22 protein-coding genes, 1 pseudogene and 2 riboswitches are annotated in these 24,798 nt (G+C 68.7%); of the genes and pseudogenes, 9 read left to right on the top strand and 14 right to left on the bottom strand.

Features of this window, described 5'->3' with window-relative positions:
• Positions 1-8 precede the first annotated feature (8 nt).
• Positions 9-629, bottom strand: a complete 621-nt coding sequence (locus tag IC535_RS10940; RefSeq protein WP_228885987.1) for a glutathione S-transferase family protein — start codon at positions 627-629, stop codon at positions 9-11.
• A gap of 265 nt (positions 630-894) precedes the next feature.
• A complete protein-coding gene (locus IC535_RS10935) occupies positions 895-1,662 on the bottom strand; it encodes an NYN domain-containing protein (protein ID WP_228885986.1) in 768 nt (255 codons plus the stop codon).
• A 158-nt stretch (positions 1,663-1,820) separates the two neighbouring features.
• Between IC535_RS10935 and IC535_RS10930 the strand changes: the two genes are divergently transcribed.
• The gene (locus tag IC535_RS10930; protein ID WP_228885985.1) at positions 1,821-3,131 is read left to right on the top strand and encodes an NAD(P)/FAD-dependent oxidoreductase; all 1,311 of its coding nucleotides are present in this window, start codon (positions 1,821-1,823) and stop codon (positions 3,129-3,131) included.
• A complete protein-coding gene (locus IC535_RS10925) occupies positions 3,128-3,391 on the top strand; it encodes a hypothetical protein (RefSeq protein ID WP_228885984.1) in 264 nt (87 codons plus the stop codon). Before IC535_RS10930 ends, IC535_RS10925 begins: the two co-directional genes overlap by 4 nt.
• Positions 3,392-3,534: 143 nt before the next feature.
• Here the strand turns inward: IC535_RS10925 and IC535_RS10920 are convergent, their stop codons facing one another.
• From IC535_RS10920 to IC535_RS10910, 3 genes are all read right to left on the bottom strand, one after another.
• Entirely contained in the window at positions 3,535-3,975 is a 441-nt protein-coding gene (locus tag IC535_RS10920) for a nuclear transport factor 2 family protein (RefSeq protein WP_228885983.1), read from the bottom strand.
• A gap of 31 nt (positions 3,976-4,006) precedes the next feature.
• Positions 4,007-4,438, bottom strand: coding sequence for a hypothetical protein (locus IC535_RS10915; protein WP_228885982.1), 432 nt, complete (start codon positions 4,436-4,438; stop codon positions 4,007-4,009).
• Positions 4,439-4,567: 129 nt separating this feature from the next.
• Positions 4,568-4,831, bottom strand: a complete 264-nt coding sequence (locus IC535_RS10910; protein WP_228885981.1) for a GIY-YIG nuclease family protein — start codon at positions 4,829-4,831, stop codon at positions 4,568-4,570.
• A 44-nt stretch (positions 4,832-4,875) separates the two neighbouring features.
• Positions 4,876-4,970, top strand: a riboswitch (glycine riboswitch).
• 8 nt (positions 4,971-4,978) lie between these two features.
• Positions 4,979-5,070: riboswitch (glycine riboswitch) on the top strand.
• A gap of 89 nt (positions 5,071-5,159) precedes the next feature.
• Here IC535_RS10910 and IC535_RS10905 point away from each other — a divergent pair.
• Complete coding sequence (locus tag IC535_RS10905; RefSeq protein ID WP_228885980.1) at positions 5,160-5,777, top strand: trimeric intracellular cation channel family protein; 618 nt, start codon at positions 5,160-5,162, stop codon at positions 5,775-5,777.
• A gap of 73 nt (positions 5,778-5,850) precedes the next feature.
• On the opposite strand, the gene aroG is transcribed toward IC535_RS10905, so the two are convergent.
• The 6 genes from aroG to IC535_RS10875 form a co-directional block, all read right to left on the bottom strand.
• Entirely contained in the window at positions 5,851-6,924 is a 1,074-nt protein-coding gene (aroG, locus tag IC535_RS10900; RefSeq protein ID WP_228885979.1) for a 3-deoxy-7-phosphoheptulonate synthase AroG, read from the bottom strand.
• A gap of 266 nt (positions 6,925-7,190) precedes the next feature.
• The gene (locus tag IC535_RS10895) at positions 7,191-7,538 is read right to left on the bottom strand and encodes a DUF6616 family protein (RefSeq protein WP_228885978.1); all 348 of its coding nucleotides are present in this window, start codon (positions 7,536-7,538) and stop codon (positions 7,191-7,193) included.
• Positions 7,539-7,552: 14 nt separating this feature from the next.
• A complete protein-coding gene (locus IC535_RS10890) occupies positions 7,553-8,296 on the bottom strand; it encodes a DNA alkylation repair protein (RefSeq protein ID WP_228885977.1) in 744 nt (247 codons plus the stop codon).
• Positions 8,293-8,787, bottom strand: coding sequence for a MarR family winged helix-turn-helix transcriptional regulator (locus IC535_RS10885; protein WP_228885976.1), 495 nt, complete (start codon positions 8,785-8,787; stop codon positions 8,293-8,295). The genes IC535_RS10890 and IC535_RS10885 overlap by 4 nt, the downstream gene beginning before the upstream one ends.
• 221 nt (positions 8,788-9,008) lie before the next feature.
• Positions 9,009-10,658: a chaperonin GroEL gene (groL, locus tag IC535_RS10880; RefSeq protein WP_228885975.1), complete on the bottom strand. Its 1,650-nt coding sequence runs from the start codon at positions 10,656-10,658 to the stop codon at positions 9,009-9,011.
• Between the two features lie 99 nt (positions 10,659-10,757).
• A complete protein-coding gene (locus tag IC535_RS10875; RefSeq protein ID WP_228885974.1) occupies positions 10,758-11,045 on the bottom strand; it encodes a co-chaperone GroES in 288 nt (95 codons plus the stop codon).
• A 406-nt stretch (positions 11,046-11,451) separates the two neighbouring features.
• Between IC535_RS10875 and IC535_RS10870 the strand changes: the two genes are divergently transcribed.
• The 4 genes from IC535_RS10870 (at position 11,452) to IC535_RS10855 (ending at position 16,561) form a co-directional block, all read left to right on the top strand.
• Entirely contained in the window at positions 11,452-13,230 is a 1,779-nt protein-coding gene (locus tag IC535_RS10870) for an endonuclease (protein WP_228885973.1), read from the top strand.
• A 69-nt stretch (positions 13,231-13,299) separates the two neighbouring features.
• A complete protein-coding gene (gene cutA, locus IC535_RS10865) occupies positions 13,300-13,638 on the top strand; it encodes a divalent-cation tolerance protein CutA (RefSeq protein ID WP_228885972.1) in 339 nt (112 codons plus the stop codon).
• Entirely contained in the window at positions 13,638-16,004 is a 2,367-nt protein-coding gene (locus IC535_RS10860; protein ID WP_228885971.1) for a protein-disulfide reductase DsbD domain-containing protein, read from the top strand. Before cutA ends, IC535_RS10860 begins: the two co-directional genes overlap by 1 nt.
• Complete coding sequence (locus IC535_RS10855; protein ID WP_228885970.1) at positions 16,001-16,561, top strand: TlpA family protein disulfide reductase; 561 nt, start codon at positions 16,001-16,003, stop codon at positions 16,559-16,561. Before IC535_RS10860 ends, IC535_RS10855 begins: the two co-directional genes overlap by 4 nt.
• A gap of 30 nt (positions 16,562-16,591) precedes the next feature.
• Here the strand turns inward: IC535_RS10855 and IC535_RS10850 are convergent, their stop codons facing one another.
• Both IC535_RS10850 and IC535_RS18805 read right to left on the bottom strand, forming a co-directional pair.
• Positions 16,592-19,225 (bottom strand): excinuclease ABC subunit UvrA, encoded by a 2,634-nt coding sequence (locus tag IC535_RS10850; RefSeq protein ID WP_228885969.1) that lies wholly within the window; start codon positions 19,223-19,225, stop codon positions 16,592-16,594.
• A 109-nt stretch (positions 19,226-19,334) separates the two neighbouring features.
• A pseudogene (locus IC535_RS18805) lies at positions 19,335-21,872 on the bottom strand (methyl-accepting chemotaxis protein); the annotation flags it as partial.
• Positions 21,873-22,183: 311 nt separating this feature from the next.
• Here IC535_RS18805 and IC535_RS10835 point away from each other — a divergent pair.
• Both IC535_RS10835 and IC535_RS10830 read left to right on the top strand, forming a co-directional pair.
• Positions 22,184-22,327, top strand: a complete 144-nt coding sequence (locus IC535_RS10835; protein ID WP_228885968.1) for a hypothetical protein — start codon at positions 22,184-22,186, stop codon at positions 22,325-22,327.
• 225 nt (positions 22,328-22,552) lie between these two features.
• The gene (locus IC535_RS10830; protein ID WP_228885967.1) at positions 22,553-23,347 is read left to right on the top strand and encodes a tetratricopeptide repeat protein; all 795 of its coding nucleotides are present in this window, start codon (positions 22,553-22,555) and stop codon (positions 23,345-23,347) included.
• Positions 23,348-23,470: 123 nt separating this feature from the next.
• On the opposite strand, the gene IC535_RS10825 is transcribed toward IC535_RS10830, so the two are convergent.
• Positions 23,471-24,730, bottom strand: coding sequence for a nuclear transport factor 2 family protein (locus tag IC535_RS10825; RefSeq protein ID WP_228885966.1), 1,260 nt, complete (start codon positions 24,728-24,730; stop codon positions 23,471-23,473).
• Positions 24,731-24,798 lie beyond the last annotated feature (68 nt).

The following is a 24,798-nucleotide window of genomic DNA, read 5'->3' as shown; positions in this document are numbered from 1 at the left end:
CTTGGAGGTCAGGTCAGTTCGGTCATCACGCCGCGCTGGTAGGCGGGGCGCTGCTTGAGGCGTTCGTACCAGGCCGCCAGGTGCGGCAGGTCGGGGCGCTGGATCGGCATTTCGAACCACGCATAGGCGAACGCACCCAGCGGGATGTCGCCCATCGCGAACCGTTCGCCGGACAGCCACGGCTGCCGTGCCAGTGCCGCGTCGGCCATCGCCAGCAGTTCGCCCGAGCGCACCAGGGCCGCACCGATGCGTGCCTCGTCGCGGTCGGCCGGGGCGGTGCGCAGCGTGCCCCAGAACAAGTCGCGGAACGCGCCGGAAAAGGTCGAGGTAGTCCAGTCCATCCATTTTTCCGACTGCGCCCGCTCGACCACGTCTTCCGGGTACAGCGTGCCCAGCGCATAGCGCGCGGCCAGGTAACGCACGATGGTGTTGGACTCCCACAGCGGCAGGCCATGGTCTTCGATGACCGGCACCAGCCCGTTGGGATTCATCGCGCGGTACTCCGGCGACTGGGTGCCGCCGAATGCGCCACCGACCTGGATCGACTCGTACGGCACCCCGGTTTCCTCGGCGCACCAGAGCACCTTGCGCACGTTGCTGGAATTGTGGCGGCCCCAGATCTTCAGCATGGTTGGTTTCTCGCGGTTGGATAAGGTAGGCGGCGCCGGGCCGCGCGATGGCGCTACGATACGCCGGTCGGCACACGGTTGGGTTGGCCCTTGGCCAGCCGTTGCACGGCCGACGTTCGATGTCGGCGCGGCAGGCCAACGAAGCCGGCGCCGCAGGCCCCGCGCCATGTCGACAGTTGTCATGCGCCACCGGGCGCGGCGGGATTGTCGGCAGTCGTCTGGCGACCGACCCTACCAGGGGCGGATTGCGCCGCTCCCGCCGTACCTATTTGGCCGGCTTGGCCGCGCTCTTCTTCGGCAGCGCGCGCACGTAGGTGGATTTGCCTTCCTTCTTCATCTCGAACAACCCGGTCGCCGCCAGCAGTTCGCTGAGCTTGCCGTAGCCGTAGTTGCGCGAATCGAACGAGGCCTGGTTGCCGATCTGGCTGCCCACCGGCCCCAGGTGCGACCAGCCATCCTCGGCTTCGGCCGAAGTCACCGCGCGGCGCAGCATCTGCACCAGCCGGGTGTCGTTGCGCAGTTCCGGCCCGCTCTTGCGCGGCCGGGTTTCCTCGTTGTCCTGCTCCAGCTCCGGGTCGGTGGCGTGGCCCTGCCCCAGCGCTTCGAGGTAGGTGAACTTGGAGCAGGCATTGACGAACGGCTCCGGCGTCTTCTTCTCGCCAAACCCATACACCTTGACCCCATCGGTGAGCAGCCGCATCACCAGCGGGGTGAAATCGGCATCGCTGGACACGATCGCAAAGCCATCCAGGTTGCGTGCGTACAGCATGTCCATCGCATCGATCACCATCGCCATGTCCGAGGCGTTCTTGCCGCGGCTGTAGGCGAACTGCTGGATGGGGCGGATCGCATAGGCATGCAGCACCGATTCCCAGCCCTTCAGCCGCGGACTCTTCCAGTTGCCGTAGGCGCGGCGCACATTGGCCACCCCGTAACGGGCCACTTCGGCCAGCACCACGTCAATCTTGGATGAAGGTGCGTTGTCGGCATCGATCAACAAGGCGATGCGCTTTTCCGGTTCGGTCATCGTCATTCTCCAGCACGGGGATGGATCGGCCGCCGGCAAGCGCGACGGCCCCTGAACCCAGTATCGGCCATCCAGGTGAACACCCCGCTTCACGTGCGAGGATAGGCGGTGTCGACCATGAATCCATGGGGCCGGAGGGCCGGCCCCCGCCAAGGAGTCCTTGCATGACCCGCGATCCCCTGCCCCACCTGGTCATCATCGGTGGTGGTTTCGCCGGCCTCTGGGCCACCCGCGCATTGGCCAGGGCGCGCATCCGCATCACCCTGGTGGACCGCCGCAACCACCACCTGTTCCAGCCGCTGCTGTACCAGGTGGCCACCGCCGGGCTGTCGGCGCCGGATATCGCCGCGCCGCTGCGCCACATTCTGGGCGACCAGCGCAACGTCGAAGTGCGCCTGGGCGAGGTCACCGCGATCGACAAGCAGGCCCGGCAGATCACCCTGGCCGACGGCAGCCAGCTCGGCTACGACACCTTGATGCTGTGCACCGGCGCCACCCATGCCTACTTCGGCCACGACGAGTGGGCCGCCGACGCGCCCGGGCTGAAGACCCTGGACGATGCGATCGCGCTGCGCCGCAAGCTGCTGCTGGCCTTCGAGCGCGCCGAAGCCGAACCGGACCCGGCGCGCAAGGCGGCCTGGCTGAGTTTTGCCGTGGTCGGCGGCGGCCCGACCGGGGTGGAGCTGGCCGGCACCCTGGCCGAAATCGCCCGGCACACGCTGCGCAACGAATTCCGTCATATCGACCCGGCCAGCGCCAAGGTGCGGCTGGTGGAAGCCGGACCGCGGGTGCTGTCCACCTTCCCCGAGGTGCTGTCGCTGAAGGCACGCCGCCAGCTGGAAAAACTGGGCGTGGAAGTACTCACCGGCACCCCGGTCAGCGACATCAACAGCGACGGCTTCCAGCTGGGCAACCAGTTCGTGCCGGCACGCACCGTGGTCTGGGCCGCCGGCGTGGCCGCCTCGCCGCTGGCACGCACCCTGGAGGTGCCGCTGGATCGCGCCGGCCGCGTGCCGGTACGGCCGGACCTCACCCTCGACGGCCACCCGGAGATCTTCGTCGCCGGCGACCTGGCCGCGCTCAGCCAGGCCGACGGCAAGCCGGTACCGGGCGTGGCCCCGGCGGCCAAGCAGATGGGCAGGCACGTGGCGGCCATCATCGGCGCGCGGCTGGAAAACAAACCCGCGCCGGGCCCGTTCAAGTACCAGGACTTCGGCAACCTGGCCACGATCGGGCGCATGGCCGCGATCGTGCACCTGGGCCGGTTGCAACTGTCCGGCGTGCTGGCCTGGTGGTTCTGGCTGGCCGCGCACGTGTTCTTCCTGATCGGCTTCCGCAACCGCCTGGTGGTGCTGCTGAACTGGGCCGTGGCGTACTGGAGCTACCAGCGCAGCGCGCGGATCATCTTTGGGGACGACCGCGAGGATCGGCGACCAAGGCAACCGACCGACACCCACCAGGGCCCCACCGCATGAGCAACCTGGAAACCTGCCCGCGCTGTTCAACGCGCTTCGATTCGCGCAAGGCACTGTTTCGCAGCGGCGTGCCGATGTTCTTCAATGCCATCACCGCCCGAAACGTGCAGATGGTGGTGCGCTGCCCGAAATGCGGCTACCGCTTCGACGGGCAGGACGTGCGCCTGTTCGGCTTCCTGCCACCGGAGGGGTTGCGCTGGGTGCTGGTGGGCCTGCTGGCGCTGTGCGTCATCCTGATGTTCGCGCTGCCGCCGCGCTAGGGCGATTACGCACCTGGCAGAATCCCTCCACCCGGGCGGTATCGGCGATCTGCGTGGCCGTCCAGTGCCGGGTGATCCAGAGTACCGATCAGTACCACCGCCAGCAGCAGCCCAGCCCAGGCCTTGCCGGCCGCGCCCACCGCCTATGGCGCCTTCGGTTTGCTGTACCACAGCGCGTTGACGATGATCCAGCGCTCGCCGAACCGGCCCATGTGGAAGTAGTCGACGAACCAGGGCGTTTCCAGCCGCACCGAGCCCGCGTTGCCGGTGACATCGAGCACCTTGCAGCTGCGGTTCCATTGGTCCCGGGGCGTCTTCAACGCGCCCTGCCGGGTAAGCGCCACCAGTTCTTCCTTCGACATCCGGCGCAGGCCCAGGCGCTCGTCCGGGGTGTCGCCGAGGATCGCGCGCTTGGCCAGGTCCGGGTGCAGCGAACGCGCCACCCGGGCCGGATCGCCTTCGAGCTGGCCGTCCACGTAGTCCAGGCAGGTGGCTTCGATCGCGGCACGCGTGGCGGGATCGATGGCGGGGGCGGCAGGTGTAGTAGCGCCGGCAAGGGCGAGCAACAGGGCAAGCGGGGTCATCGCAGGGTTTCCCTCGGGTAAGTGGCGCAGCTCATTCCTCGCGGAACAGCTCCAATTCGGTCAGGCCCAGCTGCATGTACATGAAGGCGGCCGCCTCGTCGCTCATCGGCTCACCCGTGCGAAGACCGTTCAGCCAGGCCGTGATTGCCCCATTGTGCGGGGTGACCGCATCGGCCATCGCCTTCTTCTTCGCCGGGCTCTCCCCCTCCTGCATCATCTCGCGGAGGACGTCGTCGCCGATGCCCCAGTATTCGGCCAGCGGCACCAGGCCACGAAGGTGGGCGGGCACGTTGGCCGGGTCGAGCGGCGTTCGCGCGGCCGCGATGGCATCGGGGCGTAGGCGGCACGGAAGGAATCGGCCGGGGCGATGTCGCCATACCGCAGTGCGTTCACGGGCCTGGCCGCCGATGCGGGCGCGGCGATCACCAGGCCGAGCAGCAGCGCGGGGAGCGACAGGAGCCACGTCGTGCGCGTTCCTGTCAGCGGCTTTCGTTGGAGATCGAACATCCTGGTTCCCTCCCGGTGGTCGGCTGATTGTGGCCTACGCCGTGACGGCGAGCCAGCGTCACGCGCAGCCGGGCAGAGCCCGGCTCTACGGGCTGTCCTGCAGCCACGCCAGCTTGCGCCCGCGTGGCTGGCGCTTGAGCTGCCATTCGGCCTTCGACGCCGCCGCCCGGTCCGGGTAGGCACGCATCGCCAACACCTTCAACGGCGGGTTGGCGCGGGTGTAGCGGGCCCCTTTGCCGGCCAGGTGGGCCTGGAAGCGGGCCTCCACGTCGTTGCTGATGCCGGCGTAGTAGCTGCCGTTGCGGCATTCCAGCAGGTACACATACCAGGGGGCGGGTTCAGCGGGCATACCGGGATTATCGACCAACCGGGGCGCGGCGGCTGCTAGAATCCGCCCCGGATGCAGGAGAGAGGCGCCGCGCTGGCGCCCGCCGAAGGCGCAGGCTCCCATAATCGCTCAGGCCGGTGGCGTGATACGCCACCAACCATGCATCCGACACGCCGATCTGGAGAGAGGTCTTCAATGACCCGCCGAAGGGGCACGTGGCCTTGGCCACCGAACTCTCAGGCAAAAGGACAGCGGGAGCGGCAACGGAATCTCACCCTCACGCCCGTGCACCGCACGGGTGTGCCGGCTGCGTGTTTCCGCCTTCCGCCTGACGTGTCCGGAGTTCCCCATGCTGCTCTCCCTGATCTACCTCATCGCCATTTCCGCCGAAGCCATGACCGGTGCGCTGTCGGCCGGGCGGCGGCGCATGGACCTGTTTGGCGTGATCATCATCGCCTGCGTCACCGCACTGGGCGGTGGCTCGTTGCGCGACATCGTGCTGGGCCACTATCCCCTGGGCTGGGTCAAGCACCCCGAGTACCTGGGCTTCACCATCTGCGCGGCGTTGATCGCCACCTGGGTGGCGCGCTGGATGCATCATTTCCGCCGCACCTTCCTGGTGCTGGACGGGCTGGGGCTGATCTGCTTCACCCTGATCGGCTGCGCGGTGGCACGCGAGGGCGGGCACGCCGCGCCGATCGTGCTGATCGCCGGCATGTTGACCGGCGCCTTCGGCGGGGTACTGCGCGATGTGCTGTGCAACGAGGTGCCGCTGATCTTCCAGAAGGAGCTGTACGCGGTGATCACCCTGCTGACCGGCGCGGCGTGGCTGGTGCTGCTGGAACTGGGCGTATCGCTCAACGCGGCCACGCTGTGGTGCCTGGGCGGCGGCTTCCTGCTGCGCCTGCTGGCGATCCATTTCAAATGGGAAATGCCCAAGTTCGTCTACCGCGACGAGGTGCATTGAACGGGACGTTCAATGCACCGGTAGCGCCCGACCGTTGGTCGGGTGAGGTGGTGTACCGACCAACCGTCGGTACCTAGGCCGCTTCGCTCACCCGCGCCGCCCGCCGTGCCCGCACCGCGCCGGCCAGGCTTTCCAGCACCGCCAGCGAGCTGTCCCAGCCGATGCAGCCATCGGTGATGCTCTGCCCGTAGAACAGCGGCTGGCCCTCGACCAGGTCCTGGCGCCCGGCCACCAGGTGGCTTTCGATCATCACCCCGACGATGCGCTCCTCCCCATCGGCCAGCTGCGCGTTGATGTCGGCGATGACCCTGGGCTGGTTCTCGGGGTTCTTGCTGCTGTTGGCATGGCTGGCGTCGATCATGATGCGCGGTGCCAGCTGCGCCTTGGCCAGGGTCTGGCAGGTTGCCTCGACGTGGGCGGCATCGTAGTTGGGGATCTTGCCGCCGCGCAGGATCACGTGGCAATCCGGGTTGCCGACGGTGGCGACGATGGCGGTGTCGCCCTGCTTGGTCACCGACAGGAAATGATGCGGATTGGACGCTGCGCCGATCGCGTCGGCGGCGATCTTGATGTTGCCGTCGGTACCGTTCTTGAAGCCCACCGGGCACGACAGCCCCGAGGCCAGTTCGCGGTGCACCTGGCTCTCGGTGGTGCGCGCGCCGATCGCGCCCCAGGCGACCAGGTCGGCGATGTACTGCGGGGAGATCACATCGAGGAATTCCACGCCGGCCGGCAGGCCCAGCTTGTTGATGTCGCGCAGCAGGCCGCGCGCCACGCGCAGCCCCTTGTTGATGTTGAAGCTGCCGTCCAGGTCCGGATCGTTGATCAGGCCCTTCCAGCCCACCGTGGTGCGCGGCTTTTCGAAGTACACGCGCATGACGATCTCCAGCTCATCGGCATAGGCATCGCGCAGCGGCTTGAGGCGCTGGGCGTATTCGATGGCGGCCACCGGATCATGGATCGAGCACGGGCCGATCACCACGGCCAGGCGGTCGTCGCGGCCGTGCAGGATCTCGTGCAGGGCCGCGCGCGAGGCGCTGACCGTATCGGAGGCCTGCTCATCGCAGGGCAGCATCGCCAGCAGTTGGGCCGGCGGGGTCAACGGTTCGATCTTGCGGATGCGCAGGTCGTCGGTGTGCGGGGGCATCGGGGAAACTCCTTGGAAGTGGGGGCCCCAGCGCGGCGGCAACAAAAAAGCCGCCAGGTGCGCTGGCGGCTTTCGGGTATGCGTCTGAAGCTTTCTTCAGGGTGAGCGCATGCCTTCCTCCGCCGGTGGCTTCGGAAAGTAATACCAAAAGTAGGAATTGGCGTGGCGTGCGTTCATTGGGGAGTATTGATAGCACAGCTTCTGCGCAGCGCAAAATGTTTCAAACGCAACTGGAACCGCATGTTCAGCCGTCGCCGCTGCCTCGCTTACGCCTTGGGCAGCCCCGCCAACTCGGCCAGGTGCTGCTGCAACCCGCCGGCGGTGCCGGCGACGTGGGTGGTGGTGAAATAGGTGTGCCAGCCGGTTGCTTCGATTGCCGCCAGCAGGGCATCGGCGTCCTGGCGCGCGCTGCACTGCCAGACCGCGTAGAACTGCTCGGCACTGGTATGCGGCACGTTATGGTCCAGCGGGCCCATCGCCAGCGGCGTGATCCGGGTGGGATCCACGTGCTGCATGCCGGCGCCGATGCGGGCGAACAAGGCCGCACGCGACAACGCATCCAGCGCGGTCCAGGCGGGGGTGGCGGTGTAGAGCTCGATCAACATGTACGACATGGCGCTTCCTGGGGTCAGAGCGAGCGCAACGCGCGCTTGCGGATATGGGTGTTGGCCGGATCATCGGCATGGCATTGCTGCCAGCAGGCGCACAGCGCGCGCACCCAGTCGGGCTGGCTCTTGCCGGCGTCGTTCAACCAGTTGCCGACCGCGTCCTGCACATAGCGCGACTGATCGCAGCACAGCGCCTCCAGCAGGCCCTGCGCATGCTGCGGCTCCTGCTTGAACAGGGCGATATGCGCGGCCCATACGCCGCGGGGGCGCAGCGCTTCGCAGGCGAAGCGGCGCACATTGGCCGACGCATCGGCGGTCCACGGCTGCAGATGCGCCAGCACCCGCAGCGGTTCTGCGGCGATGTGCGGGCGCACGGCCAGCCAGGCCCATTCGCGCACGCCAAAATGACCGTCGTCGGCCAGCGCGCGCAATGCATCGAGCTTGTGCTCCAGCGACAGGCGCGGGTCGCTGCCGATCAGGTAGCAGGCCCAGCCGCGCACGGTGTCGCTGCGGTGCTCGCGCCACTGCGCGGCATCGCCCAGTGCATGCGCGCGCAGCAGGGTGGCTGCGCCCTGCATGCGCACGGTGATACCACTGCCGGCGGCCTTGCCCATGCTGGCCAGCGCGGCAGCCGGCAGCGCGGGGGCGACGCTGCCCAGCAGCCTGGCGAAATCCACCGCGAGGATTTCGGCCAGGTGGGTGGTTTCGGCTTGGCCGGCATCGAGCAGGACACGCCGTTGCCGCGACATTGGCTGCGCCGTCATGCCGCCCTGCCCGCGTCGGTGCGCGCCCAGATGCGGCCCAGCAGCCCGCTGAGCACGCTGCGCTCGAGTGCGCTGAGGTCGGCGAACAGATCGCCGATCCATTGGGTGTGCCGGTCGAACAGGTCCGCCGCCAGTGCCGTGCCGGCCGCGCTCAGGCGCACGTTGACCCGGCGCCTGTCGTCCGGATCGGTATGCCGCTCCAGCAGCGCGTCGCGCTCCAGGCCGTCCAGCAGGCCGGTGACGGTGGCGCGGGTGACCCCGGCGCGTTCGGCAAGCTGGTGCGGCGACAGCGGTGCCTGCGCGCCGTGCAGCAGGAACAGCAGCACGAAGCGGCCCTCGCTCAGGCCCAGCGGTGCGAGCCGGTTGGCGCAGTCCTGGTTGATCGCAGCGGCCAGCGACAGCAGCTGGAAGCACTGCTCCAGGCCGGCCAGTTCGGGCTGGCCTCGGCGGCGAAGCTCGGCCAGGAAGGCGTGGTGTTTGGGTTCTAGCACGGGTGTCGGCAATATGATTAGTCGCCTAATCATAGCGCCTATCGCGCCGACTGCAATGCCCCTTGCCGCGCGGCCGCGCAGGACTGCTGCCACCGGCTTTCCATCGCCCACAAAAAACCCCGCCTTGCGGCGGGGTTTTTCTTGTGCGGCCGATGGTGTGTGCCGACCAACGGTCGGCACCTACCGGACCGATGCGTGCCGGCCAGCGGCCGGCGACGGCATCAGAAGTCCATGCCGCCCATGCCACCCATACCGCCCATGCCACCGCCAGCTGCGCCGGCGCCGTCATCCTTCTTCGGGGCATCGGCCACCATGGCTTCGGTGGTGATCATCAGGCCGGCGATCGAGGCGGCGTTCTGCAGCGCCGAACGGGTCACCTTGGTCGGGTCCAGGATGCCGAATTCCAGCATGTCGCCGAATTCGCCGGTGGCCGCGTTGTAGCCGTAGCTGCCGGTGCCTTCCTTGACCTTGTTGACGATGACCGACGGCTCTTCGCCGGCGTTGGCGACGATTTCGCGCAGCGGGGCTTCCATCGCGCGCAGGGCGATCTGGATGCCGTGGTTCTGGTCTTCGTTGGCACCCTTCAGGCCGGCCAGTGCGGTGACCGCACGGACCAGGGCAACGCCGCCGCCCGGCACCACGCCTTCTTCAACGGCTGCACGGGTAGCATGCAGGGCGTCGTCGACGCGGTCCTTCTTTTCCTTCATTTCGATTTCGGTCGAAGCGCCGACCTTGATCACGGCAACGCCGCCGGCCAGCTTGGCCACGCGTTCCTGCAGCTTCTCGCGGTCGTAGTCCGAGGAGGTGTCTTCGATCTGGGTCTTGATCTGGGTCACGCGCGCTTCGATGTTGGCCTTCTCGCCGGCGCCATCGATGATCGTGGTGTTTTCCTTGGAGACCTGCACCTTCTTGGCGCGGCCCAGGTCCTTGAGCGTGGCCTTTTCCAGCGACAGGCCGATTTCCTCGGAGATCACGGTGCCGCCGGTCAGCACGGCCATGTCTTCCAGCATCGCCTTGCGACGGTCGCCGAAGCCCGGTGCCTTGACGGCCACGACCTTGACGATGCCACGGATGGTGTTGACCACCAGGGTCGCCAGCGCTTCGCCTTCGATGTCTTCAGCGATGATCAGCAGCGGCTTGCCGGACTTGGCCACGCCTTCCAGCACGGGCAGCAGGTCGCGCACGTTGGAGATCTTCTTGTCGTGCAGCAGCACGTACGGATCGTCCAGGTCGGCGGTCTGCGACTGCTGGTTGTTGATGAAGTACGGCGACAGGTAGCCGCGGTCGAACTGCATGCCTTCGACCACGTCCAGCTCGTTGTCCAGGCCCGAGCCTTCTTCAACGGTGATCACGCCTTCCTTGGTCACCCGGCGCATCGCTTCGGCGATGATGTTGCCGATCGATTCGTCGGAGTTGGCCGAGATCGTGCCGACCTGGGCGATCGCCTTGTCATCGGTGGTCGGCTTGGAGATGTTCTTCAGCTCGGCGACGGCGGCGATCACGGCCTTGTCGATACCGCGCTTGAGGTCCATCGGGTTCATGCCGGCAGCGACGGCCTTGGCGCCTTCGCGGATCAGGGCCTGGGCCAGCACGGTGGCGGTGGTGGTGCCGTCGCCGGCATCGTCGTTGGTGCGCGAAGCAACTTCCTTCACCATCTGCGCGCCCATGTTCTCGAACTTGTCGGCCAGTTCGATTTCCTTGGCCACGGACACGCCGTCCTTGGTGATGGTCGGGGCGCCGAAGCTCTTTTCGAGCACGACGTTGCGGCCCTTCGGGCCCAGGGTGGCCTTGACGGCATTGGCGAGCACGTTGACGCCGCGCACCATGCGCGAACGGGCATCTTCACCGAAACGAATATCTTTGGCAGCCATTGCGATTACCTTTTCTGTAGAGCCGGGCGCTGCCCGGCCGTATGTAATGAGGAACGAAGAACGACAGCGGCGAACCGGGCACGGCCCGGTTCAACCGGCTCAGCCAACGATGGCGAGCACGTCGTCTTCGCGCAGGACCTTGTACTCGACGCCTTCAGCCTTGTAGCTGCTGCCGGCGTACTGGCCGTAGATGACCTTGTCACCGACCTTCAGCGACGGCGCGCGCACGCTGCCGTTGTCCAGCGGCTTGCCCGGGCCCACGGCCACAACTTCGCCCTTGGTCGACTTTTCCTTGGCGGAATCGGGGATCAAGATGCCACCGGACGAGACTTCGTCGGCTTCGATCGGCTTGACTACGACGCGGTCATGAAGCGGCTTGATACTCATGTGAGACCTCTTAAGTTGTTGATTGGTCTTGGAAAGTCTGGCGGCGTTAGCAGTCACCCAGGGCGACTGCCAACCACGCTCACGAAAAAACCCGACAGTGCGGGACAGAGCAGAGATGAGGCTGGCCGGGAGCCTTTCAAGGGGTAGCCGGCAAATTTTTGCTGCTCCACCCCAACGCCGCAGGTCCAGGCCGCGCCCGCAGGGAGCCGGGGCGGAACACGGCACGGCCGGCCAGACTTCGTCCAACCCGCGGGGCTGACCTGCCATCCGGGCACCGCACCGCCCCCTGTACCGTCATTTTCTTGACGCACGTCTCAATGCTGGTGGCCGATACCGACATATCGATAGATGTGTCATCTGAATTGATTAGATTCGGCCGGCGATACCCAATCACAAGGAGACGTAGATGAGGTTGCTCACACCGCTGTCCCTGGGGTGCCTGCTGGCATTGACCGCCGGCGCTGCCCAGGCAGACGTATTCATCAATGAACTGCATTACGACGACAACACCGCCGCCGGCGACGTCGGCGAGGCGATCGAAGTCGTCGCCACGGCCGGTGAGGACCTCAGCAGCTATCGGCTGTACCTGTACAACGGCAGCACCCCGTCGGCGGCCACCGTATACGCCAACAACCCGGTCCCGGCCGGCACCGCCGCCAGCTGCGGCAAGGCCACCTTGGCCACGCTCACCTACCCCAGCAACGGCCTGCAGAACGGCGCCAACGACGGCATCGCACTGGTCGATGGCAGCGGCAAGGTCATCCAGTTCATCAGTTACGAAGGCACCATCACCGCCGCCGGCGGCCCGGCCGCCGGGCTGACCAGCCAGAACATCCCGGTCAGCGAGAGCAACGGCACCGCCCCGGGCACCTCCCTGCAGCTCACCGGCAGCGGCAGCCAGTACACCCACTTCAGCTGGGCCGCCTCGGCGGCGCAGACCTTCGGTGCCTGCAACGCCGGCCAGAGCTTCAGCGGTAGCGGCGGCACCGGCCCCAACACCCCGCCCTCGGTACGCACCACCACCCCCGAACAGGGCGCCAGCACCTTCCCGGCCGCGGCCGACCTGGACGTCACCTTCAGCGAAACCGTCACCCTGGCCAGCGGCGCCTTCGTCCTGAGCTGCGGCCAGTCCGGCAGCGTGCCGCTGACCCACGCCAGCAGCGGAACCCGCTTCACCCTGTCGACCAACACCGCGCTGGTCGCCGGCGAAGCGTGCCGTTTCGACGTCCGCGCCAGTCGGGTCACCGATGCGCAGGGCGCCCATCCGGCCGCCGATACCCGCATCGCCTTCACCGTGGCCAGCGGCGGCACCGGGCCGGACCCGGATCCGGGCAGCTACTACTCGCGGGTCAATACCAGCTCGCCCAGCCAGCTGCGCTGCTCGCTGCACGAAACCATCAAGGGCCACACCGCCTACCCGTACAGCGGCACGGGGACCAGCACCTGGACCATCCTGGAGATCGCCGACGAGGATCCCAGCAACAGCGGCCGTATCCTGGATGCCTACCGCAACCGCAGCTACACCAAGGTGGCCGACCGCGCCGGCACCGGCAGCGGGCTGACCTACAACCGCGAGCACACCTGGCCGAACTCGCTGGGCTTTGCCAGCACCACCGGCGACAAGGGCCTGCCGTACGCCCCGTACACCGACACCCACATGCTGTACCTGACCGATGCGCAATGGAACGCCGAGCGCGGCAACAAGCCGTTCGCCAAGTGCGACAGCAACTGCGGCGAGCGCGTCACCGAGGCCAACAACGGCTTCGGCGGCGGCAGTGGCGGCTACCCGGGCAATTCCAACTGGGTGCGCACCCCCGACGGCAACACCGGCAGCTTCCAGGTGTGGGGCCATCGCAAGGGCGACATGGCACGGGCGGTGCTGTACATGGCCATCCGCTACGAAGGCGGCAAGGACGCCAGGACCGGCCAGTCCGAGCCGGACCTGGAACTGACCGACGACCGCAGCAAGATCGTCAAGACCTCCGCCTCGCCGGCCTACATGGGGCTGCTGTCGACCCTGATCGACTGGCATCTGTCCGATCCGCCGGATGCGGCCGAACGCGCCCGCAATGAAGTGATCTACAGCTTCCAGGGCAACCGCAACCCGTTCATCGACCACCCCGAATGGGGCACCCCCGGCCTGTTCACCTCGGCCAGGCCGGCCACCTGCCAGCTGGCCAACTGAGCCACCCGGCCGGCGCCATCGCGGCGCCGGCCGGACCCTGCGGCCCCGACGGACCTATACTCGGCGGTCATGTCGACCGTCGATCCCGTCTTCCTGCTGTTCACCACCTGCCCCGACGCGGCCACCGCCACGCGGCTGGCGCACGCACTGGTGGAGGAACGCCTGGCGGCGTGCGTCACCCGCCTGGACGGGGCGCACTCCACTTACCGCTGGCACGGGGAGATCAACGAGGACCATGAGGTCCAGCTGCTGATCAAGACCACCGGCGGCCGCCTGGACGCGGCCATCGCGCGCGTGCAGGCCCTGCATCCGTATGAACTCCCCGAGTGCATCGCGGTCGAAACCCACGCCGGGCTGCCGGCGTACCTGGATTGGATTCGGGCGCAGACCCGTGAGGAAACTGATTGATGACGCTGTTCCGTCGTATTGCCGCGCTGTGCGCGCTGCTCGTGGTGTCCCTGCCGGCGCTGGCCGTCAGCGAGAAGGACCTGCTGCCGGTGGACGAGGCGTTCGCGCTGACCGCCCTGGCGCGTGACCGCGACCGCATCGAGATCAGCTGGAAGATCGCGCCGGGCTACTACCTGTATCGGCACCGCACCACGGCCAAGCCTGCCGCCGGGTTCAGTGCCCAGGCGCTGCAGATGCCGGCCGGCAAGAAACACCACGACGATTTCTTCGGTGAAGTGGAAACCTACCGCGAGCGGCTGACCGCGGTGCTGCCGGGCAAGGCCGCCGATGGCACCGACACGGTGACGCTGGAAGTGCGCTACCAGGGCTGTGCCGATGCCGGGGTGTGCTACCCGCCGCAGAAGCGCAGCGTGCAGGTCAAGCTGCCCGCCGGCAGCGGCGGCAGCGATGCGGTGGCGCCGGCACCGCTGGCGGGCGCTGCGTCCTCGCCGTTCAACAATCCGCTGGCCGGCAATGCCGGCGGTGGCCTGCGCCTGCCCGGCGCGGCCAATGCACAGGCACTGCCACTGCCGTCCGAACGCGCCTTCGGCTTCGATGCGATCGTCGCCAACGGCAACACCGTGCTGCTGCGCTTCACGCCGGCCCCGGGCTATTACCTGTACCGCGATCGCACTTCGTTGAAACTGGAAGGCGCCAGCGGCATCGACGCCGGCAAGCTGCAGTGGCCGGCCGCCAAGTCGCACCGCGACGAGCACTTCGGTGAGGTGGCGGTCTACTTCGACCAGGCCGAGGTCAGGCTGCCGCTGCATCGCAGCCGGGCCGACGCCGCCGAGACCACCCTGGTGGTCACCTTCCAGGGCTGCCAGACCGATGGCATCTGCTACCCACCGATGACGCGCCGGGTGCAGCTGTCGTTGCCGGCCGGCACGGTCAACGCCAGCGCCGGCCAGGCCGCCGCCAGGAACGAGGTGATCGCGCCGCTGCCGGGCCGCGACAAGCGTGCACAGGCGCGCGAGGCCGCCGGGGGCGCCACCCAGCCGATGCTGATCCGCCCCAACCAGCCCGCCGCGGCCGGGCCCGATGGCAACGCCGCGACCCCCGACGCCAGCGCCGACAACGCCCAGCGCACCCGCCCGCCCGGCAACGGTGCCGCGCCCACTACCCTGCTGGCCGCGCTGCTGCTGGCCCTGGCCGGCGGCCTGATCCTCAACCTGATGCCGTGCGTGCTGCCGATCCTGTCGCTGAAGGTGCTGGGCGTGGCGCAGAGTGGCGAAAGCCGCCAGCGCGCGCGCAGCCATGCGCTGTGGTACACCGCCGGCGTGCTGGTGGCCTTTGCCGGCATCGGCGCGCTGGTGCTGGCCCTGCGCGCGGCCGGCCAGGCCGCAGGCTGGGGCTTCCAGCTGCAGCACCCGTGGTTCATCGCCGCGCTGGTGTACCTGATGTTCGCCGTCGGCCTGAGCCTGTCCGGGCTGTTCACCCTGGGCGGCAGCCTGGGCGGGGTCGGCCAGTCGCTGGCCGCACGCAGCGGCCCGGTCGGCGATTTCTTCACCGGCGTGCTGGCCTGCGTGGTGGCCAGCCCGTGCGTGGCGCCGTTCATGGGCCTGCCACTGGCCTATGCGTTCACCGCACCGCCGCTGCCGGCGATGCTGGTGTTCCTGGTGCTGGGCCTGGGCCTGGCGCTGCCGTTCCTGCTGATCGGCTTTGTGCCCTCACTGGCCAAGCGCCTGCCGCGCCCCGGTGCCTGGATGGAAACCCTCAAGCACGTGCTGGCCTTCCCGATGTATGCCACGGCGATCTGGCTGTTGTGGGTGCTGGGCAAGCAGCGCGGCGTGGACGCGATGACCCTGGTGCTGGGCGGCCTGGTAGTGCTGGCACTGGCGTTGTGGTGGTTCGAACGCAGCCGCTGGCGCAGCCAGCGCGTGGCCGGCGCACTGGCCATGCTGCTGCTGATCGCCTCGCTGGTCCCGGTGTGGGGCGTGACCCGCCTGCCGCCGCCGGCCAGGGCGGCGGCGGCGACCAGCGACAACGTGGTGGCCTACGCGCCGCCGCTGCTGGACCGGCTGCGCCAGGACAACCGGGTGGTGTTCGTCAACATGACCGCCGACTGGTGCGTGACCTGCAAGGCCAACGAACGCGCGGTGCTGGGCACCAACGCGTTCCACGACACCCTGCGCCGGACCAACGCGGTGTACATGCGCGGCGACTACACCAATGTCGACCCAGACATCACCGCGTTCCTGGAAGAACACAAGGCAGTCGGCGTGCCGCTGTACGTGGTGTACGGCCCCGGCGCCCCGCCGACCGTGCTGCCGACCGTGCTGACCCAGGCGATCGTCGAAGAAGCCCTGCTGCGCACCGCCCGATGAGCCGCTGGCCGCCGCGCCCGACGGTGGTGGTGGGCGTGCTGGCGGCGCTGCTGGGCGCGGCGGCCGGCGCGTGGTTCTTCAACCGTAGCGTGCCTGCGGCCGCGCCCCTGCCGCCACCGCGCCCGGCCGTGGCCGCCGCGCGGCCCGGCGATGCGCTGCCGGCGATCACCCTGCCCGACCTCGACGGCACGCCGGTGGCGCTGGCAGGTTTCGGCGGCCGCCCGCTGCTGATCAATGTATGGGCCAGCTGGTGCGGCCCGTGCGTGGAGGAGATGCCGGCCCTGGCCGCCTTCGCCGCCACGCAACCGGCCGACGGCGTGCAGGTGCTGGGGCTGGCGCTGGACAGCCGCGACGGCGTCCGCGATTTCCTGGCCCGGGTACCGGTGGGCTACCCGATCGTGCTGGATACCCCCGGCCCGGCCGATGCCAGCGTGCGGCTGGGCAATACCCAGGGCCTGTTGCCGTATTCGGTACTGGTCGGCGCCGACGGGCGCATCCTCAAGCAGAAGCTGGGGCCATTCGGGCCCGGTGAGATCGAGGCCTGGGCCGCGCACTGAGGGGCGGCGACCGGTGGCGTTGCGGCGGCTTCATTCAAACCACCGCCGCAGGAAGGCGGCGGTGGCGCTGCCCTTGGCACGGCTGACCTGCGCCGGCGTACCGGCAGCCACGATAGCGCCGCCCTGCTCGCCCGCACCGGGGCCGACATCGATCACCCAGTCCGCATCGGCCACCACGCGCAGGTCGTGCTCGACCACCACCACTGTGTTGCCGGCATCGACCAGCCCGTGCAGTTGCGCCATCAGCTTGTCCACGTCGGCCGGATGCAGGCCGGTGGTCGGCTCATCCAGCACGTACAGGCTGCTGCCGCGCTGGCTGCGCTGCAGTTCGGTGGCCAGCTTGATCCGCTGCGCTTCGCCGCCGGACAGTTCGGTGGCCGGCTGGCCCAGCCGCAGGTAACCCAGGCCGATATCGTGCAGCAGCTGCAGCACGCGCTGCACCGGTGGCTGGTCGGCAAACAGCAGCAACGCCTCGTCCACCGTCATCGCCAGCACCTGGGCGATGTTGTGGCCCTTCCACGACACCTCCAGGGTCTTGGCGTTGTAGCGCTGGCCGTGGCAGGTCGGGCACGGCGCGTACACGCTGGGCATGAACAGCAGTTCCACATGCACAAAACCCTCGCCCTCGCAGGTGGCGCAACGGCCCTGGGCGACATTGAACGAGAAGCGCCCGGCGCTGTAGCGGCGACTCTTCGCCATTGGCGTAGCGGCGAACAACGTGCGTACGTGATCGAACAACCCGGTATAGGTGGCCAGGTTGGAACGCGGGGTGCGCCCGATCGGTTTCTGGTCGACGTTGACCAGGCGCCTGATCGCGCCGGCGCCGACGTGCAGGCGGCCGCGGGTAGGCGCGATGCGGCTGGGCACCGGCAGCTCGCCGTCGACCTCATCGGCCACCGGCTCATGGCCCAGGTGCGCACCCACCAGCTCCACCAGCGCCTGGCTGACCAGGCTGGACTTGCCCGAGCCGGACACCCCGGTGACCGCGGTGAACGCGCCCAACGGAAACCGCGCGTCCAGCCCGTGCAGGTTGTTGCGGTGGATGCCACGCAGTTCCAGCCAGCCTGCCGGCGTGCGCGGCGTGCGCCGTTGCCCGCGGCCGCTGCCGAACAGGTACGGCGCGGTCAGCGATGCCTTGACCGTGCGCAGCCCTTCCGGCGGCCCGCTGTAGAGCACCTGCCCGCCGTGCTGGCCGGCGCCGGGGCCGACATCGACCAGCCAGTCGGCACGGCGCAGCATGTCCAGGTCGTGCTCCACCACGAACAGCGTATTGCCGGCCGCCTTGAGCTGGTCCAGCGCGCGGTACAGCGCCTGCCCATCGGCCGGATGCAGCCCGGCGGTGGGCTCGTCGAGCACATACACCACGCCGAACAGGCTGGAGCGGATCTGCGTGGCCAGCCGCAGCCGCTGCAGCTCGCCCGGCGACAGCGTCGGGGTGGTGCGGTCCATTGACAGATAGCCCAGGCCCAGCGCCTGCAGCGTGCCGATGCGTTCGACCAGGTCGCCGGCGATGCGCTGGGCGGCGATGCGTTTTTCGGCGGACAGGTCCGGCGTGCGGCGCACGTCGCTGCCGCCGGCATGCCGGTGGCCACCGGCGGCGACCCGCACCGCATCGGCCTTGCGCCCGGAGGCGCGGCTGCGCGGCGCCGCCGTGGCCGGCGCCTGGAAATGGCCGTCGGCGGCCGGGCGCAGCACCTCGGCCATGGCACTGAGCGACAGCTGCGACAGCGCGCCGATATCGTGCCCGGCGAAGGTCACCGACAAGGCCTCGCGCTTGAGCCGCTTGCCGTCGCAAACCGGGCACGCGGTGCCGACCATGTAGCGGGCCACGCGCTTTTTCATCATCGCGCTCTGGGTGCTGGCGAAGGTATGCAGCACGTAGCGGCGCGCCCCGCTGAAGGTGCCCATGTAGCTGGGCTCCTGCTTGCGGCGCAGCGCGGCGCGGGTCTGCGCCGGGGTGAAGCCGGCATACACCGGCACCACCGGTTGTTCGTCGGTGAACAGGATCCAGTCGCGCTGCTTCTTCGGCAGCTCGCGCCAGGGAATGTCCACGTCGTAGCCGAGCGTGACCAGGATGTCGCGCTGGTTCTGCCCGTGCCAGGCCGGCGGCCAGGCGGCGATGGCCCGCTCGCGGATGCTCAGCGACGGGTCGGGCACCATCGACTGCTCGGTCACCTCATACACATGGCCCAGCCCGTGGCAGTTCGGGCAGGCGCCCTGCGGGGTATTGGGCGAGAAGTCCTCGGCGTACAGCATCGGCTGGTCGGCCGGATAGGTGCCGGCCCGCGAATACAGCATGCGCAACAGGCTGGACAGCGTGGTCACGCTGCCCACGCTGGAACGCACGCTGGCGGTGCCGCGCTGCTGCTGCAGGGCCACCGCCGGCGGCAGGCCCTCGATCGCATCCACGTCCGGCACCCCGACCTGGTCGATCAGGCGCCGCGCGTACGGCGACAGCGATTCCAGGTAGCGCCGCTGCGCCTCGGCATACAGCGTGCCGAACGCCAGCGACGACTTGCCGGACCCGGAGATGCCCGAGAACACCACCAGCGCATCGCGCGGGATGTCCACGTCCACATCGCGCAGGTTGTGCTCGCGCGCGCCACGGACGCGGACATAGCCGGATGCATCGGCGCGGGCGCCGGTCTTGTTTCGGGTACTCATCCGCGCAGGATAGTGGCGTCCACCGCACGCGGCCAGTGAAGGCCGCGCAACGGTGGCGTACCGGCCCCGCTACCCGGCGCGCGCCAGCCCGGCGGCAGCGGCGGCGCCCGGCGCCCGGCGCTTCCAGCACGAACGCAGCCACCGCGGCGCGCAACTGCGCCGCCTGGCGCTGCATGGCCTGCGCCGAGGCCGATGCCTCTTCCACCATCGCCGCGTTCTGCTGGGTGCTGCCGTCCATCTGCAGCAGGGTCTGGCCCACCTGTTCGATGCCGGTGCTCTGTTGCTGGGACGCGGCGGAAATGCCGGCCATGATCGTGCTTACCTGCTGCACGCTGCCGACGATGCGGGCCATGGTGGCACCGGCCTGGTCGACCTGGCGGGTGCCGGCAGCGACCGTGCCGACCGAATCCTCGATCAGGCCCTTGATCTGCCGTGCCGCGTCGGCACTGCGCTGGGCCAGCAGCCGCACCTCGCTGGCCACCACCGCGAAACTGCGGCCCTGCTCACCGGCGCGCGCTGCCTCCACCGCCGCGTTCAATGCCAGGATGTTGGTCTGGAAGGCAATGCCGTCGATGACCGCGGTGATGTCGCCGATACGGCGCGAGGATTGCGCGATGTCGTGCATGCTGGCCGCCACCTGCGCCACCGAGGCGCCGCCCTGGCGGGCGATGCCGGTGGCGTCGATGGCCAACTGGTTGGCCTGCTGGGCGGCCTCGGCGTTGTGGCGCACGGTGGCGGTCAGCTGCTCCATCGACGCGGCGGTTTCCTCCAGGTGCGCGGCCTGGCGTTCGGTACGTTCGGCCAGGTCGGCGTTGCCGGCCACGATCTCGCCGGCCGCGCCATTGATCGCGGCCGAGGCCTGCTGGATGCGCGCGACGATGTCGGTCAGCTGCTGCACGCTGGCATTGGCATCGTCGCGCAGCTGCGCGAACACGCCCTGGAACCGGCCCTGCATGCGCACCCGCAGGTCGCCGTGCGCCAGCGCCGACAGCACCGCCTGCAAGCCGGACAGATTGTCCTGGAAGGTATCCAGCAGGCCGTTGATGCTCACCGCCAGGGTATGCACGAAGCCCTGCTTGCCATCCACCACGATGCGGCCGTGCAGGTCGCCATGCGCGGCCGCGTCGACCAGCGCGGCCACTTCGGTTTCCACCGTGGTTTCCAGCGCGCGGCTGCGCCATTCCACCGCCGCGCCGAGCCATTGGCCGTCATCGACGATCGGGTTGATCACCAGCTGGTAACGCGTGCCGGCGTGCTCGATCTCATGGTCGCTGGCATCGGCGCTGTGCAGTGCCCGCGCCAGCCGGGTGAACACCGGGTGCAGCGCCGACGCCGGCTGCCCGCGCCACTGCACCGCATCGATGGCCAGTTCGGCCAGCAGCGCGCGGTTGAGCAGGGCGATACGGCCGTCCGGGTCCAGTACCATCAGCCCGGTCTGCGCGCTGTCCAGCGCCTGGCGGGCCTGCGCGTTGTCGCGCGCGGCCGCGCGTTCGGCCTGGATACGTTCGCGCAGGCGCTGCTGCATGTGCACCAGGCGCTGGGCCAGCTGGCCGATCTCATCGTGCGGGTTGTGCACGGTCAGCTGCGTGTCCAACCTGTCCTCGGCGATGTCCTCGGCAAAGCGCAGGGTGTCGGCGATCGGCTGGCGCACTGCGCGCAGCACCAGCACCAGGCTGGCGATCAGCACCAGCGCCACCACCAGCAGGGTCAGCGCGAACACCACGCCCATCGCCCGCGCCTGCGCCTGCTGGTGGCGGCGTGCCTGCTGCAGCGCCCCGGCCTGGGCGCGCTGCAGCTGCTGCAGCGCCGGGGTGATCTGCGCGGCGGTGTCGGCCAGTGCCTGCGCCTCCACGTCCAGCCCGACCCGCGCGGCGGTATAGGCCAGCAAGGCGCCCTGATAATCGTCCATCCGCGCCGGCAGCTGGTCCTGTGCGGGAAGAGGCAGGCCGGCGCCGGACAGCGTCAGCTCGAACGGCAGCTTGGCCTCGCTGGCACGGTCGGCGTGCGCCGCATCGCCGGTCAGCAGCAACAAGGCTTCCTGGCGTCGCATCGCCTGCCACTGCGCCGCCAACGCCGGGCGCGCGGCGGCGTCCAGCGGCTGCTGGACGGCCTCGGCGGCGGCATCGAGCTGCGCGCGCAGGCCGGCATCGCCACGGCCCATTTCATCGGCACGCGCGTTCAGCGCGGCAATGCCCTCGGCGAATTCGCCGGTGCGCGCAGCCAATGCGTTCAATGCGCCGGCGGCACCGGCGTCGTGGCGCTGCGCCCGCAGCTGCGCCAGCGTCGCCTGCAGGCGTTGCTGGGCCTGCTGCAGCGCCGCGCGGTCGGCATCGGCGAAGCTGATGGCATAGCGGGTCTGCAGGCGCCGCGCCTCGGCAACCTGGGTGGCCAGCGCCGCCGCCGTCGCGGCCTGCTGCTGGTGCGCGGCATAGGTAGCGGCGGCACGCGCGCTGTTGTGGCCGGTCCAGGCATGGACCACGGCCACGCTGACCAGGCCGAACCCGCACACCACCAGGCAGGCCTTGAGCTTGCGCGCCACGCTCAGGCGCTGCAGCATCGCCCATCCGTGACGGGGATCGGGCAGGGAAACACGCCGGCCACCGAAGTGGGCGGCCAGCAGGGACAGGCGGCGGGGGATGGCCGACATCACGCACTCCAGACGGAAGGACGCATCGGTATCGGCCGACCGCGGCCGGACTTGAGGGCCGTATCTGCATCGGCCACCGCGCCACGCTGCGCACAGCGCCCGTTGTAACGGCCGCAGACGACGGCACGATGACGGCGCGGCGGCCACTTCGGCGGCGCGGGCACAGCGCATTTATCGGCCCCGGGAAGTCCGTGATGCCGGTGGGGTGGACGGTGGCTTCACGGGCTTGATGCTGAACTGGTGCCGTTGCCGGGGGAGCAGGCGGGTTGCCCTCCAGCGCACAGGCCAGCCGCAGCCGCCGAGGCACCGCAATGAGCACCGCATTCAAAATCTTCCTGCTGGTCGGGGCCCTGCTGTACGGGCTGCCCGGGATCGTGTGGTGGATCAACCATCGCCGCGCCAAGCGCGCGCGCCAGACGCTGGCAGCCACCGCTGCCGACGCCGCACCGCAATAACACCGACCGGCCTGGCCGGTACCTGCCGCCTGTCGCACGGGTCGGGCTGTGCCACGGCTGCCGCGCTCCACCCCACCGGAATTTCCGCAACGGCAGGCTCGCTGGCATGTCAGCCGGCGCCAGCGGGGCGCGAAAGGCAATCCATGGCACCCGTGTTGACCTGTGGCGCTTGGAGGACGCACGCTGGGCGCCTCTGCCGGGACGGGTACCAAAGGGGCACTGGGCATGGAAGTGAAGCGCGGTTTCGCGGTAGGCGACGTATTGGTCTCGCGGCGTCAGGATGGCGATTGGATGGCGGTGAAGATTCTGGCCGTGGACGCCTGGCCGGATGAGGACGACACGCTGCATTGCCTGGTGTTCCAGCCAACTGCCCAGATGCCGACAGCAGAGTCGTTCCGCTCCCCGGACGATCACGGCTGCCACGGCCCCATCAGCGCAGCCGGGTTCGCCGAGGGTTGGGAGGTGCTGTGCACCTCGCCCGTTGAAGACGACGACATGGTCGGCTTCATCGAGTACCTGAGGATGACCGACTTCCGGCGCTATCTGGAGGTGACCCAGCAGGATGGAGATGCACTTGTCGCGCAGGCAAATGCGCACTATCAGGCCGCGCTTGCCCTGGACAACGACGGTATGAAGCTGGAGGCGATCGACGCCTACACCCAGGCGATCGAGCTGTTCCCGCTCTTCTTTGAAGCCATCGACAATCGCGCCTTCCTGCATATGGAACTTGGCGACTACGCCACCGCGTTGAGCGGCTTCGAAGACTCGCTCCAGGTCAATCCGGACGGAAATTCGGCATTCTTCTCTCGTGGCGAATGCCTGCTGAGGCTGGGCAGGCTGGAGGAAGCGCAGCAGGTATTTGAAGAAGGAAAGCAGCGTTTCCCCGAACACCAGGATATGTACATCCGCTACTTGGCAGAAACCCTGGAGCAGAAGCGGAAGCGGGTAGGCACCGGAGCCGCCGAGGCCGTCGCCAGGTCCACCGTCAAGAAGCGCCCGTGGTGGAAGCCCTGGAACTGACGGCAAACGCCCAGCCCTGCACCGGGCACCCAACCCGGGAGACATCGCCGGCCAGCATGCTTTGAGAGCGGCATCAACGCCTCCACTGGCGCCCAATCCCTGAATCGGGCCGGACGGCAGATCTCAGCGCACGATCAGGTGGGTTTGGCTCGAATCAAGTGGGCTGTCGCCCTTGTCCGAGCCGGACACAGTTCCGCGCACACTGTCGCCGGCGGCCTCCAGCTGTCGAACGATCGCAGCCACCACGCCACGGGTGGATTCCCAGTTCATGCCGGTAATCAGCCGGCCATCGGCTTCCACATGCGATGTGCCGCGGGCCCCATGGTGGAAGCGGCCCTTGCTGCTCCGCAGGCGTTGTTCGATCGAGAACGGAAACGTCTTGTAGTAGGCCGCCCCCCTGTCCTCGAACGCATCGGGATAGCCGGTGACACGCTTGCCGCCGACCAGCGCCGAGCCATCGGACAAGGTCAGGTTCACCAGCCCGGCACTGCCGTGACACACCGCCGAGACGACACCGCCCTGCTGCTCGTAGATGCGCACCGCCAGCGCTTGCAGGCCGGGGTTCTCGGCAACGCCGTACATTGCGGCGCTGCCACCGATATACATCAGCGCGGCGTAGTCGCCGGCGTTCACCTGGTCGGGCCGGCGCGTATTGGCCAGCGCCCACATGAAATCGCCGTCGTAGATCATCGCCTTGTGCTCGGCATTGCGGGTATCGATGTAGGCCAGCGGCACTGCACCGCCTTCGGGGCTGACGAACTGCACGCCGTAGCCGGCCTCACGGAAGCCGGCATAGGCGTGGATCAATTCGGAAAAGCTGTTGCCGGCGCTGAGGCGGGTGCCGGGCATGGTGTCTGTATTCGATACCACCAACAGCACCTGGCGGCCGTGGGCGGGCGCCGATTCGCGGGTCGCAGTCTTGCTGATGACCTGCCACTGCCCGCCCAGCTTCTTCAGCAGGAACAGATCGACGAAGCGGGCCTGGTCCTTGCCGACCAGAATCTCCGCCTTGGCGGTCGCGATGTTGCCGTCGACCTGGACGCCGAGCAGGCGACCGATACGGCCGTTGAACTGTCCCGGGCGCTTGCTGAACCACCCGGCGTACTCGGCGATGCCGACCTCGCGCATGCCATCGGCTCCCTGGCTCAGGTACAGGCGCGCATCCGGGTGGAAGGCGCGCCTGAGCTGTTCGGGCTGGTTGTAGGAACTGCCGTGCAGGTAGTCCTGGATGACGGCGGAGACCTCACGTCCATCGCTGACCGGATCGGCATGCGCCGTTGCACCGCACAGCAGCGCGACGCAGGCGATCGCGACCCCTCTGATGAGACGGGCTGGCAGCGAAGTCACGCCGGCGCCAGCCGGCTTGCAAAGGGGTTCTGACATGGGACGGGGCTCCGATGGATGTGTGCCCCGAACTCTGTCAAATTCCCTTTTGGATCAATACGGTAAAG

This window comes from Stenotrophomonas rhizophila (genome assembly GCF_020857975.1).
Classification (GTDB): Bacteria; Pseudomonadota; Gammaproteobacteria; order Xanthomonadales; family Xanthomonadaceae; genus Stenotrophomonas; species Stenotrophomonas rhizophila_C.
This window is presented reverse-complemented; position numbering and strand designations above follow the sequence as displayed.

What these genes read in the sequence shown, in the direction of transcription:
- IC535_RS10940 (WP_228885987.1), bottom strand. Translation starts at nt 629, where the DNA reads ATGCTGAAGATCTGGGGCCGCCACAATTCCAGCAACGTGCGCAAGGTG.
- IC535_RS10935 (WP_228885986.1), bottom strand. Translation starts at nt 1,662, where the DNA reads ATGACGATGACCGAACCGGAAAAGCGCATCGCCTTGTTGATCGATGCC.
- IC535_RS10930 (WP_228885985.1), top strand. Translation starts at nt 1,821, where the DNA reads ATGACCCGCGATCCCCTGCCCCACCTGGTCATCATCGGTGGTGGTTTC.
- IC535_RS10925 (WP_228885984.1), top strand. Translation starts at nt 3,128, where the DNA reads ATGAGCAACCTGGAAACCTGCCCGCGCTGTTCAACGCGCTTCGATTCG.
- IC535_RS10920 (WP_228885983.1), bottom strand. Translation starts at nt 3,975, where the DNA reads ATGACCCCGCTTGCCCTGTTGCTCGCCCTTGCCGGCGCTACTACACCT.
- IC535_RS10910 (WP_228885981.1), bottom strand. Translation starts at nt 4,831, where the DNA reads ATGCCCGCTGAACCCGCCCCCTGGTATGTGTACCTGCTGGAATGCCGC.
- IC535_RS10905 (WP_228885980.1), top strand. Translation starts at nt 5,160, where the DNA reads ATGCTGCTCTCCCTGATCTACCTCATCGCCATTTCCGCCGAAGCCATG.
- aroG (WP_228885979.1), bottom strand. Translation starts at nt 6,924, where the DNA reads ATGCCCCCGCACACCGACGACCTGCGCATCCGCAAGATCGAACCGTTG.
- IC535_RS10895 (WP_228885978.1), bottom strand. Translation starts at nt 7,538, where the DNA reads ATGTCGTACATGTTGATCGAGCTCTACACCGCCACCCCCGCCTGGACC.
- IC535_RS10890 (WP_228885977.1), bottom strand. Translation starts at nt 8,296, where the DNA reads ATGACGGCGCAGCCAATGTCGCGGCAACGGCGTGTCCTGCTCGATGCC.
- groL (WP_228885975.1), bottom strand. Translation starts at nt 10,658, where the DNA reads ATGGCTGCCAAAGATATTCGTTTCGGTGAAGATGCCCGTTCGCGCATG.
- IC535_RS10875 (WP_228885974.1), bottom strand. Translation starts at nt 11,045, where the DNA reads ATGAGTATCAAGCCGCTTCATGACCGCGTCGTAGTCAAGCCGATCGAA.
- IC535_RS10870 (WP_228885973.1), top strand. Translation starts at nt 11,452, where the DNA reads ATGAGGTTGCTCACACCGCTGTCCCTGGGGTGCCTGCTGGCATTGACC.
- cutA (WP_228885972.1), top strand. Translation starts at nt 13,300, where the DNA reads ATGTCGACCGTCGATCCCGTCTTCCTGCTGTTCACCACCTGCCCCGAC.
- IC535_RS10860 (WP_228885971.1), top strand. Translation starts at nt 13,638, where the DNA reads ATGACGCTGTTCCGTCGTATTGCCGCGCTGTGCGCGCTGCTCGTGGTG.
- IC535_RS10855 (WP_228885970.1), top strand. Translation starts at nt 16,001, where the DNA reads ATGAGCCGCTGGCCGCCGCGCCCGACGGTGGTGGTGGGCGTGCTGGCG.
- IC535_RS10850 (WP_228885969.1), bottom strand. Translation starts at nt 19,225, where the DNA reads ATGAGTACCCGAAACAAGACCGGCGCCCGCGCCGATGCATCCGGCTAT.
- IC535_RS10835 (WP_228885968.1), top strand. Translation starts at nt 22,184, where the DNA reads ATGAGCACCGCATTCAAAATCTTCCTGCTGGTCGGGGCCCTGCTGTAC.
- IC535_RS10830 (WP_228885967.1), top strand. Translation starts at nt 22,553, where the DNA reads ATGGAAGTGAAGCGCGGTTTCGCGGTAGGCGACGTATTGGTCTCGCGG.
- IC535_RS10825 (WP_228885966.1), bottom strand. Translation starts at nt 24,730, where the DNA reads ATGTCAGAACCCCTTTGCAAGCCGGCTGGCGCCGGCGTGACTTCGCTG.